Here is a 10,712-nt window from a genome sequence, read left to right as displayed (position 1 = left end):
CCCACACTCCGCGACATCGCCGAAATCACCGACCCCCGAGCACGATCCGACGCCACCTACCTACGCACCAAATTCCTCGAACACCGCGCCATCATCGCCGAACGCCACAAACACCAACCCCCACCGTCCTGAGAGGCATCGAGGTGAATTCGAATCTGCTCGAGACACGAATCTGCTCAAGACACACAGAACTCGTTCCCCTCGGGATCGGTCATCGTGATCCACGTGCTCGGCCCGACCTGCCCGCGATGAAGAATGGACGCTCCCGCAGCTTCGAGTTGCTGCGCCACCGACTCTCGCTCCTCACCGACTCTGATGTCGAAATGCAGACGGTTCTTGACAGTCTTCGTCTCCGGAACCTCCTGGAACAGCACCCTCGGACTACCCGGTGTGTCGGGATCCCCGATCGCCGCTCCCATCTTCCAGACAAGATTTCCCTCGAACACTGCGGTGTCCTCTTGACGGGCATGGCCGGCCTCGACCAGTCCCTTGATGAACTCTCCGTCCGACGGCTCCACCTGCCAGCCGAGCGCCGTAGCCCACCACTTCGCCTGCTCATGGGGGCTCTCACTGTCGATCGTGACCTGAATTTCGTATCCCATGCGCACACAATAAAGCGCACGGCAGAACTTTATCGACCTTCGCGCACTGGAACATATGTTCGACTCGATATATGCTGGGTCGTATGAGCGTGGAGCTACAGGGTTCGCTGTTCACCGACATGGACTCCCAATTCGGCCCCTTGGGAGGGACGGTCACACGGCGCGTACTGGCGGATGGTGCGTGGGTGGACGTCAGACCGGGCTGGGCCAACTCGATGGACCTGTTCGACCGCCTCGTCGAGGGCGTCGACTGGAGATCCGAGAGACGGCAGATGTACGACCGCGTGGTCGACGTTCCCCGGCTGGTGCGGTTCTACGGCGAGGCAGAGCAGTGGCCTCACCCGTCAATCGTCGAGGCGAAGTCGGCGCTCGACGAGCATTACCGCAGCGAGCTTGGTGAGAACTTCGCCACCGCCGGATTGTGTTACTACCGAGACGGATCCGACAGCGTCGCGTGGCATGGCGACAACATCGGACGTAGCGCAACGGAAGACACCCTGGTCGCCATCGTGTCGCTGGGGGCAACGAGGCAACTGATGCTCAGGCCTCGCGGCGGTGGGAATTCACTCAAATTCACTCTTGGACATGGCGATCTCATCGTGATGGGTGGTTCGTGCCAGCGAACCTGGGAACACGCGGTGCCCAAGAGCACCCGCGCGACCGGCCCACGCGTGAGCGTGCAATTCCGACCGCGCGGCGTACGGTAACGCAGAATCTGTCAGCCCCGCCCGACCAGCCCCGCCTGAACTAACCCCGCCTGAACTAACCCCGCCTGCGAGCCACAGCATCGGCCAAGGCATCGAGTTGTGTTGCGGTGGTATCCCAATCGAGGCACGCATCGGTGATGGACTGCCCGTAGGTCAGCTCGTCCTTGTGCCCAAGCGTCAAGTCCTGACGACCGGCTTCGATGAAACTCTCGAGCATGACGCCGACAATTCCCGGTTCGCCCGCCGCAACCCGAGCCGACAGGTCGGTGACTACATCGACCTGCTTGTTGTGGTCCTTACGGCTGTTGCCGTGGCTCGCGTCGATGACAACCCGCTCAGGTAGCGAAGACTTCCGGAGGCGCGCAACGGTGTCGGCCACGGATTCGGTGTCGTAGTTCGGCCCGTCGGTGCTGCCGCGCAGAATCACGTGACAATCCGGGTTGCCGGTGGTGCGGATCAACGCAGCTTGGCCATCGAGATCGGTACCGGGAAATACGTGGCTCGACGCTGCCGCGCGGGTTCCGTCGACCGCAACCTGAATGTCGCCCTCGGTGGAGTTCTTGATGCCGACGGGCATCGACAGCGCACTGCACAGCTGGCGATGCACCTGACTGGCGGCGGTACGAGCGCCGATCGCGCCGTAGCTGACCAGGTCCGCGATGTATTGCGGTGTGATCGGATCGAGGAACTCGCAGCCGACCGGGAGACCGAGCGCCGAGATGTCGACGAGGAGCTTACGGCCTACGCGAAGTCCATGATTGACATCGTACGAACCGTCGAGGTGAGGATCGTTGATGAGGCCCTTCCAGCCGAGCGTCGTACGCGGCTTCTCGAAGTAGACCCGCATGACGATGTGCAGGCGATCGCCCAGTTCGGTCGCCTTGTCCGCGAGGCGTCGCGCGTAGTCCAGTGCTGCGGTCGTGTCGTGCACCGAGCACGGCCCGACCACGACGATCAACCGATCGTCGCGGCCGTCGAGGATTTCGACAACGCCGTCGCGGCCGCGCCGAACCGTCGCCGCAACCGCATCGTCGGCAGCATGTTCACGCCGCACCAAGGACGGTGCGACCAGTGGACTGATGCTGATCGTGCGCTGATCGTCCAGTCTCGAATCCAGCTGGGTTGAATCAGCAGGAGTGATGTCGATAGTCATGAGAAAACTTTCTGTTCCTCAGACCGACCCTCGGAGAGCTCCACGCACACTTCGAGCCGGTCTGCATCCGGCTCGTGGGGTGGGGTCTCAGCGCATGGCGTCGCTGGCTGACCCACCCGGGGCCGGCCTGCTAAACCAAAAATACGTGCGCTGCATGAGAAAGACGCTAGCACGCCTTTCCCGAGCACATCATTGAACCTCCTTGACTGTGCACCTATGCTCGAGCGTGCAGTTGGTTCGCCCAGCGGTCGTGAGGAGCCCCGAAGACCGCAGACAGCGACGCAAGAGGGAACCCGGTGTGAATCCGGGACTGTCCCGCAGCGGTATGCAGGAACGACCGCCGTCACACAGCACTGGAGAAGCCTCCGGTGGAACAGCACTGGAGAAGCCTCTCTGGGAAGCGACGGCCAGTAGGAGCGATCGGATCCCGATCGCGCGCCTGTGAGTCCGAATACCTGCCTTCTGTGCTGCGCACGCCGTGCGCAGCGGTTCACCGCCTCGTGGAATGGGCGAGAACGTACCTGCTGTCGCGTCATGGGCTCAGGCGTACTCGCACGCTCGGTAGTGATCCACCCACATGTGACGTACCTGGAGACACATCAAGTGACGATCGAATTCACTGCAACAGTCCTCGGCTCACCCCGAATCGGACCGAAGCGCGAACTCAAGAAGGCAGTCGAGTCCTACTGGGCAAAGAAGATCGATGCTGCCGCGCTCGAATCCGTGGCGAAGCAACTGCGCGAGGACAACTGGCTCTCACTGCAGGGCGCGGGCCTCGATTCTGTTCCCGTCAATACGTTCTCGTACTACGATCAGGTCCTCGACACCGCGGTGCTGCTGGGCGCTCTGCCGGACCGAGTGCAGGGCATCGACGACGAGTTGGATCGATACTTCGCTGCTGCTCGCGGCAACGAGACCGTCGTCCCGCTCGAGATGACCAAGTGGTTCGACACCAACTATCACTACCTGGTTCCCGAGATCACCCCGAGCACAACCTTTTCTCTCCATCCAAAGAAAGTTCTGAAGGAACTGAAGGACGCTCTCGCACTGAGAGTTCCGGCGCGGCCGGTGCTTGTCGGGCCAGTGACATTCCTACTGCTGTCGAAGGCTGTGGGGGGCAGCTCACCTCTTCTCGATCGCCTCGACGACATCCTGCCGCTGTATGCAGACTTACTGACGCAGCTTGCCGACGCGGGGGCCGAGTGGGTCCAGATCGACGAACCGGCTCTCGTTGCCGATCGCACCCAGGATGAAATTGCCGCTGCGAAGCGCACCTACGACTACCTGAGTGCCGTGGACAGGCGGCCCTCGATTTTGCTGGCGTCGTATTTCGGCGGTCTGGGTGGCGTTCTTCCCGTGCTCGCATCGACTGGCATCGAAGGGTTGTCGATCGATCTGACTGCACCGGGAGCCGTCGAACAAGCTGCCTCAGTTCCGGCGCTGGCCGGCAAACGGATCGTTGCCGGCATCGTGGACGGTCGCAACATCTGGCGCACCGACTTGGACAAGGCGCTCGCCACCTTGGCAAGTCTGGTGGGGAGCGCAGGATCGCTGGCAGTGTCGAGCTCATGCTCCCTGCTGCACGTTCCGTACACACTCGACTCGGAGCCCGACATCACCGACCCGCTTCGCTCGTGGCTTGCATTCGGTGCCGAGAAGGTCGCCGAGGTGGCCGTTCTCGCGAAGGCCCTACGCACCGGAACCGATTCCGTCGCAGTCGAACTGGATGCGGCGCGGGGAGCGTTGACATCACGCCGGAATGATCCACGCCTGCACGACGCGGCGGTGCGAGCCCGTTTGGCGGCCGGTATCGGCGTCGACCGTAGTCCTGCCGAGGCACGTCGTCACGCCCAGGCCGCAGGCCTGGAGTTGCCCGCATTGCCGACCACAACCATAGGCTCGTACCCGCAAACCACCCAGATTCGTCTCGCACGCGCAGCGCGTCGCACGGGCGGCATCGACGAAGCGGAGTACGTACGCCGGATGCAGTCGGAGATCGCCGATGTCGTCGCGCTGCAGGAAAGGATCGGCCTCGACGTGTTGGTGCACGGTGAGCCCGAGCGCAACGACATGGTGCAGTACTTCGCCGAACAGTTGAACGGATTCGCGGCCACCGCGAACGGCTGGGTGCAGTCCTACGGCTCTCGGTGCGTCCGTCCGCCGATCCTGTTCGGCGACGTCAGCCGAACCGGTGCAATGACCGTCGACTGGATCGCCTACGCTCAGTCGCTCACCGACAAGCCGGTCAAGGGCATGCTGACCGGCCCGGTGACGATCCTCGCGTGGTCGTTCGTCCGCGACGACCAGCCGCTCCAAGATTCGGCCGACCAAGTTGCCCTGGCGATTCGCGACGAAACCGTCGACCTCGAATCGGCCGGAATTCGCATCGTGCAGGTCGACGAGCCTGCGTTGCGCGAGCTGCTACCTCTGCGAACACAGGACAAGGCAAAGTATCTGGAGTGGGCGGTGCGGGCGTTCAAACTGTCGACGTCCGGGGTCTCGGATTCCACCCAGATCCACACGCACCTCTGCTACTCGGAGTTCGGCGAGGTGATCGACGCAATTGTTGCTCTCGACGCCGACGTGACTTCGATCGAGGCAGCGCGCTCGCATATGGAGGTGCTCGACGACCTCAACTCCGTCGGGTTCGATCTCGGAGTCGGGCCGGGCGTGTACGACATCCACTCGCCGCGCGTCCCCAGCGTCGAGGAAATCACCGAGTCGCTGAGGGCGGCACTGAAAGCCGTACCTGCCGAACGGCTATGGGTAAACCCTGATTGCGGGCTGAAGACCCGAGGAATCGCCGAGGTCGAGGCCTCGCTGCGCAATCTCGTCGAGGCTGCCCGGGCGATGCGCTAGCGCAAGAGAAGTACCTTGCCGCTCGATCCGCCACACGGCGACCCGGCGGGACTCCCAACAGTCCCGCCGGGTTCCGATCGCCGGCACGACGCACGGTGCGAGGTCGACGGTCTCGATGCGGCCGCCAATCCTCGTCGAAACTCATCGTGTCAGGCTAATCCGCTTGCCTCAGAACATCGTTGAGTTTCGCCAGCGTCGGTAGTGCTTGTTCGACCGCACGCCACTCCGAAGCCGACAACTCGTTGATTGCGGCCGCCAACACTTCGATCCGTCGGTCCGTTCGGCGTTCGCGCCGCGCCGCACGTTCGCCGTTCACCCGCAGCACGACGGCTCTGCCGTCGACAGGATCCGGGTGCCGTTCCACGAGCCCCTTCGCCACCAACGCGCGCACCAGGGTGCTGACGGTGTTGGGGCGCAACCTCAGCCGTGTTGCGATATCGCCGATTCGGCTGTCTGGAAATGCGGACACCGTGCGTATCACCTCGGATTGTGCGAGGGGCAGGGTCTCGTCGGTGCCCGAGTCGTCGAGATGGGCTCTCAGGACCCGCCGAAGGCCGAACGCGGCGTCGAGAAGGTTACGTGCGATCTCCTCGTTCGGGTGGCTCATGCCACAAAACTATATCTGACACAGATGTTGTTTCAGCACGATACCCAGGATAGCGTTACCTCATTGACCGAAGGTCCCCCATGAAGGGACTTACTCATTTCGCACCAAGAGGCATCGTGAAACACAGTTCCCTTTTCATCGCTCTTATCGCCGCGACAGCACTCGTCACCGCCTGCAGCACCGAAGGGGCAGGCACAGACAGCACGCCCGGCAGCAGCGAGACCAGCAGCACCGAGACCAGCAGCACTGAGACCACGACAGCACCGGGGCCGACCGGGATCCCCGACGGCATGGGCTCCCCCGGCGTCGACGACGGCGTTTTCCCGCGTACGGTCAGCCACTTCGGCGGCAGCACCGAGATCCCGGCCGAGCCGAAGCGCATCGTCGTGATCGCGACAGGCCAACTCGACGCCGCCCTGACACTCGGCGTCGTCCCGACCGGCGTCGCCTACGGCGACGGCGCCGCATTGATTCCCGATTATCTGTCCCGTGAGTTCCCGCAGTACAGCACCGAAATGGCCGCATTCGTGGATGTGGGAAATCGACAGTCTCCCAACCTCGAAGCGATCGCGGCTCTTCGGCCAGATCTGATCTTGGCCAACGAAGCCGCCTCCAAGGACGCGTACGGAACCCTTTCTGCGATAGCACCGACCGTGCTCACCGAAGGAACAGGAGTCAATTGGAAGCAGGACTTCCTGCTCCTGGCCGACGCCCTGGGGCGGACACAACAGGCCCAGTCGATAGTCGACGACTTCGTTGCGCGTGCAGTCGATCTCGGTACCAGCGTAGGTGAATCCACCGTGTCGTTCGTCCGGTTCACCGCCGACCGCGCGCGGGTGTTCGGGGTACCGTCGTTCGCCGGTTACATCGCCTGGGACGCGAACCTCGCGCGTCCCCAGAGCCAACAGTTCGACAAGACTTCGCAGGACTTCAGCGAGGAAGAGATCCAATTGGCAAATGCGGACTGGGTTTTCGTGGGAAGTCAAGAATCCGATTCGGGTTCGGGTGCCGCGACGTACACCAGAAATCCACTGTGGACCGGCATGAGCGCATCGACCGAGGGTCACATCATGACGGTCGACGACGACCCGTGGTACCTCAACGCGGGTCCGACTGCCGCCACGATCGTTCTCGACGATCTGACGGAGGCGTTGACGCGCTGACCCCCGTGAGCGTTTTCGTACACGCCGGTGTGCGAAAACACTCACGGATGCACTTATAGGTTGCGCACAACTTAAACGTGCACTACCTTGAATTGCGTGACCAACGAACTCGCACTCGATCGCCAGGTGTGCTTCGCGTTGTACTCCGCGTCGCGGGCTACCACAGCGGTGTACCGCCCAATGCTCGAGCGCCTGGGCGTTACCTACCCCCAATACCTCGTTCTCCTGGTTCTATGGGAAAGAGACGGTCGCGGGGTACGTGAGATCTGCACCGAACTCGATCTCGACACCGGCACCTTGTCGCCCCTGCTGAAACGACTCGAAGGGCTCGGTTTCATCGAACGTCGACGTCTGACGACCGACGAACGGCGGGTGGAAATTCATCTGACCGAAGCGGGTAGCGCGTTGCGCTCCGAAGCGATCGACATCCCCAAACAGCTTGCGGGCAAGACCGGCATGACGGTTCCCGAACTGGAGCAACTCCGAGATTCATTGGTCGCCCTGACCAGCGCTCTTCATCACACAGCACCACACGATCACACAGCACCACACGATCACACAGCACCACACGACACGGAAGGCAGTCACCCATGAAGACCATTTACACAGCAGAGGCTCTGGCCACCGGCGAAGGCCGCAACGGCAAAGCTCGTACATCCGACGGACGCCTCGACCTGGACCTCGCCATTCCCGAGGCCATGGGCGGCAACGGACAGGGCACCAACCCCGAGCAACTCTTCGCGGCCGGCTACGCAGCCTGCTTCCATTCGGCCCTGCAGATGGTCGCCCGCCAGGAGAAGGCCGACGTGACCGACTCCTCCGTCGGCGCGCGCGTCGGCATCGGCTCCAACGACTCCGGTGGATTCGGGCTGGAGGTCACCCTGGAGGTGACACTTCCGAACATCCCGCACGACGAGGCTCAGGCTCTCGCCGACAAGGCACACCAGGTCTGCCCCTACTCGAACGCGACTCGCGGCAACATCGACGTCACTGTCACCGTCACCGACGACTAGAAACACCGCCGACTAGAAACACCGACGACTAGAAACACCGACGACTAGAAACACCGCCGATTAGAAATTAGGTAACTCTCGTGCAGTCCAAGGAAATTCATCTCGCATCGCGCCCTCACGGCGAACCCGTGCCCGACAACTTCCGCAGCGTCACCACCGAACTCCCACCATTGGAGGACGGCCAGATCCTGGTGCGCAACAACGTCATGTCGGTGGACCCCTACATGCGTGGCCGGATGAACGACGTGAAGTCCTACGTCCCGCCGTTTGCCCTCGATAGGCCGCTCGACGGCGGTGCCGTCGGCGAGGTCGTCGAATCTCGCAACGACAAGTTCGTGGTCGGCGACGCAGTCAGCCATGGCAAGGGCTGGCGCGACATCGCAGTGGTGGACGGTAAAGGTGCACGCAAGGTCGATCTGAGCCAGGCGAGTGCGTCAGCGTACCTCGGAGCGCTCGGAATGACCGGGCTGACAGCATATTCGGGCCTGACATCGGTGGCGTCTTTCAAGCCGGGCGACGTCGTGTTCGTCTCCGGTGCAGCGGGCGCGGTCGGCTCACTCGTCGGGCAGATCGCGAAGGCGCTCGGCGCATCTCGCGTCATCGGTAGTGCCGGCTCGCCCGAGAAGGTGAAGCGACTCCTCGAACTCGGCTTCGACGCTGCGTTCGACTACCACGACGGATCGCTGAAAAAGCAACTCGCCGAGGCAGCTCCGGACGGTATCGATGTCTACTTCGACAACGTCGGCGGGGATCACCTCGAAGCTGCGATCGCGTCGGCCAACAAGTACGCGCGATTCGCGTTGTGCGGTGCAATTTCTCAGTACAACTCCACCGAACCGACGCCTGCCCCGCGGAACCTGGCGCTGGTCATCGGTAAGGAATTGACGCTGAAGGGCTTCATCGTCGGCTCCTACAGCCATTTGGCCGGCGAGTTCTCGGAGAAGATGGCCCAGTGGCTCTCAGACGGTGTGGTCGAGTGGGACGAAACCGTCGTCGACGGCCTCGAGAACGCGCCACAGGCGTTCATTGATCTCCTGCGCGGTGCAAACACCGGAAAGATGGTCGTCTCGATCTGAGACCGCTGAGGTGGCTCCGCCACCCGTGAGTGAAAAAACACGTGTCCGCGTCGCTTTTCACTCACGGGGGAAGCGGACCCCGGTCAACTTTTCGGACTTGTCCCACAGCGCCGACGCCACGGCGCGATCACGTGCCCGCCCACTCGATCTCACGACCGTGGGGTATCCACGCAACTCCGAGCGCCCGTCCGGCCCGATGTACGTCCCGCCGGTCACGTCGGGCGATGTTGCTGCGTACAGCTCGGGCAGTGCGCCCATGTCCGCGGTCTGGGCCAGAAAGCTGTTGCCGATCGACATCAGCGAGTCCTGAAACGACTCGGTGCGTCCCTGCAGGTTCGTGCTTGCATAACCTGGATGCGCTGCCACCGACTTCACGGCGGATCCGGCCGCGGCAAGCCTGCGGTCCAACTCCAGCGCGAACATCAGGTTCGCCAGTTTCGATTGTCCGTACGCGGCCCAGCGACGGTATCGACGCCGTTCGTAATTCAGGTCGTCGAGATGAATGCGACCGATCTGGTGCGCTCCGCTCGACATCGTCACCACACGATCGGTGATCTTGTTCAGCAGCAATCCGGTCAATGCGAAGTGGCCGAGATGATTGGTGCCGAACTGCATCTCGAAGCCCTGAGCAGTGTGCCGAAACGGGACCGCCATCACGCCTGCATTGTTGATCAGAACATCCACGGACTCGACGGTATGGGCGAACGAGCGAACAGAATCCAGATCTGCCAGATCGAGCCACCGCACGTGAGCTCGCGCCCCGATGCTCCGCGCAACGGCGTCTCCCTTGGTGGTGTCACGGCACGCCAGAACGACGTCGGCTCCCGCTGCCCCCAGTGCTCGTGCTGTCACCTCACCGAGCCCGCTGTTCGCACCCGTGACGATGAACCGCCGTCCGGACTGATCGGCGATGTCCTTGCTCGTCCACTGGTCGGCGCTCATGGTCCGAGCCTAGTGCCGCAGTCCGCCCACGAGGCGCAAATTTCGGCCATGCCGTGCGCCATGGGCCCCGATCGACGGTCATCACGCGCCGATGCTGACTCGGTCCAACCGGCGCCCGATCCACCCCGAGTGCGCCGGATCTGTTGCGCGAGAACAGCGTGGGGTTCCACGAGGGCGGCCCGACAACCCTCTTCGGCAGGTTCAGTTCACCTCGGACACCGCGGCGCGCTCGACCGTCATGAGCGACTCGGCACTGTGTTCGAGGTGGTAGGCGGCGCCTCCGCCGCGAGCTCCAAACAAACGTTTACTCCAGATCAACCACACAACAGCGGCAACGTTGATCGTCAACAACCCGATGCGAAGAACGGTCACCTTCTCGGTCAGTTCGTAGATTTCCAATGGAACAAACGCACTCGTCGCAACAACAGCGAAGTACTCACCCCAACGTTTGATCAGCCATAGTCCTGAACCGCACCGGTGAGTCCGGAGACTTGGTTTCGTGTGAGTTCGGTCAGCTCGCGAGCTGATCCGATTGTCGAGTGTAGTGGAGCTGTTCGCATTCGATCGGCGGGATGTCGCCGCAGAATCCG

10 protein-coding genes, 1 pseudogene and 1 riboswitch are annotated in these 10,712 nt (G+C 62.7%); of the genes and pseudogenes, 6 read left to right on the top strand and 5 right to left on the bottom strand.

Going from position 1 to position 10,712, the window contains the following annotated elements:
- Window positions 1-176: 176 nt before the first annotated feature.
- Complete coding sequence (locus QMK17_RS25580) at window positions 177-602, bottom strand: VOC family protein (RefSeq protein WP_283512096.1); 426 nt, start codon at window positions 600-602, stop codon at window positions 177-179.
- Between the two features lie 83 nt (window positions 603-685).
- On the opposite strand from QMK17_RS25580, the gene QMK17_RS25575 reads away from it, so the two are divergent.
- Window positions 686-1,309 (top strand): alpha-ketoglutarate-dependent dioxygenase AlkB, encoded by a 624-nt coding sequence (locus QMK17_RS25575; protein WP_283512095.1) that lies wholly within the window; start codon window positions 686-688, stop codon window positions 1,307-1,309.
- 55 nt (window positions 1,310-1,364) lie between these two features.
- On the opposite strand, the gene QMK17_RS25570 is transcribed toward QMK17_RS25575, so the two are convergent.
- Window positions 1,365-2,462, bottom strand: coding sequence for a 3-deoxy-7-phosphoheptulonate synthase (locus tag QMK17_RS25570; protein WP_283512094.1), 1,098 nt, complete (start codon window positions 2,460-2,462; stop codon window positions 1,365-1,367).
- A gap of 216 nt (window positions 2,463-2,678) precedes the next feature.
- Window positions 2,679-2,939, top strand: a riboswitch (cobalamin riboswitch).
- A 126-nt stretch (window positions 2,940-3,065) separates the two neighbouring features.
- On the opposite strand from QMK17_RS25570, the gene metE reads away from it, so the two are divergent.
- On the top strand, window positions 3,066-5,321 hold the full coding sequence (metE, locus tag QMK17_RS25565; RefSeq protein WP_283512093.1) for a 5-methyltetrahydropteroyltriglutamate--homocysteine S-methyltransferase: 2,256 nt from the start codon (window positions 3,066-3,068) through the stop codon (window positions 5,319-5,321).
- A gap of 154 nt (window positions 5,322-5,475) precedes the next feature.
- Here metE and QMK17_RS25560 read toward each other — a convergent pair whose 3' ends face one another.
- Complete coding sequence (locus tag QMK17_RS25560; RefSeq protein ID WP_283512092.1) at window positions 5,476-5,928, bottom strand: MarR family winged helix-turn-helix transcriptional regulator; 453 nt, start codon at window positions 5,926-5,928, stop codon at window positions 5,476-5,478.
- 116 nt (window positions 5,929-6,044) lie between these two features.
- Here QMK17_RS25560 and QMK17_RS25555 point away from each other — a divergent pair, with 116 nt between their 5' ends.
- The 4 genes from QMK17_RS25555 to QMK17_RS25540 all read left to right on the top strand — a co-directional run bounded on the left by QMK17_RS25555 (window position 6,045) and on the right by QMK17_RS25540 (window position 9,180).
- Window positions 6,045-7,091 carry an iron-siderophore ABC transporter substrate-binding protein gene (locus QMK17_RS25555; protein WP_283512091.1) on the top strand — a complete coding sequence of 349 codons (1,047 nt, stop codon included), beginning with the start codon at window positions 6,045-6,047 and terminating at the stop codon, window positions 7,089-7,091.
- A gap of 96 nt (window positions 7,092-7,187) precedes the next feature.
- The gene (locus tag QMK17_RS25550; protein ID WP_283512090.1) at window positions 7,188-7,685 is read left to right on the top strand and encodes a MarR family winged helix-turn-helix transcriptional regulator; all 498 of its coding nucleotides are present in this window, start codon (window positions 7,188-7,190) and stop codon (window positions 7,683-7,685) included.
- Window positions 7,682-8,104 carry an organic hydroperoxide resistance protein gene (locus QMK17_RS25545; protein ID WP_283512089.1) on the top strand — a complete coding sequence of 141 codons (423 nt, stop codon included), beginning with the start codon at window positions 7,682-7,684 and terminating at the stop codon, window positions 8,102-8,104. Before QMK17_RS25550 ends, QMK17_RS25545 begins: the two co-directional genes overlap by 4 nt.
- A gap of 80 nt (window positions 8,105-8,184) precedes the next feature.
- On the top strand, window positions 8,185-9,180 hold the full coding sequence (locus QMK17_RS25540) for an NADP-dependent oxidoreductase (protein WP_283512088.1): 996 nt from the start codon (window positions 8,185-8,187) through the stop codon (window positions 9,178-9,180).
- Between the two features lie 57 nt (window positions 9,181-9,237).
- Here QMK17_RS25540 and QMK17_RS25535 read toward each other — a convergent pair whose 3' ends face one another.
- Both QMK17_RS25535 and QMK17_RS25530 read right to left on the bottom strand, forming a co-directional pair.
- A complete protein-coding gene (locus QMK17_RS25535) occupies window positions 9,238-10,122 on the bottom strand; it encodes an oxidoreductase (RefSeq protein WP_283512087.1) in 885 nt (294 codons plus the stop codon).
- Window positions 10,123-10,323: 201 nt separating this feature from the next.
- Window positions 10,324-10,587 (bottom strand): annotated as a pseudogene (locus tag QMK17_RS25530) (DUF2127 domain-containing protein); the annotation flags it as partial.
- Window positions 10,588-10,712: the final 125 nt, after the last annotated feature.

The sequence above is a fragment of the Rhodococcus sp. G-MC3 genome (assembly GCF_030063335.1).
In the GTDB taxonomy this organism is placed as follows: domain Bacteria; phylum Actinomycetota; class Actinomycetes; order Mycobacteriales; family Mycobacteriaceae; genus Rhodococcoides.
This window is presented reverse-complemented; position numbering and strand designations above follow the sequence as displayed.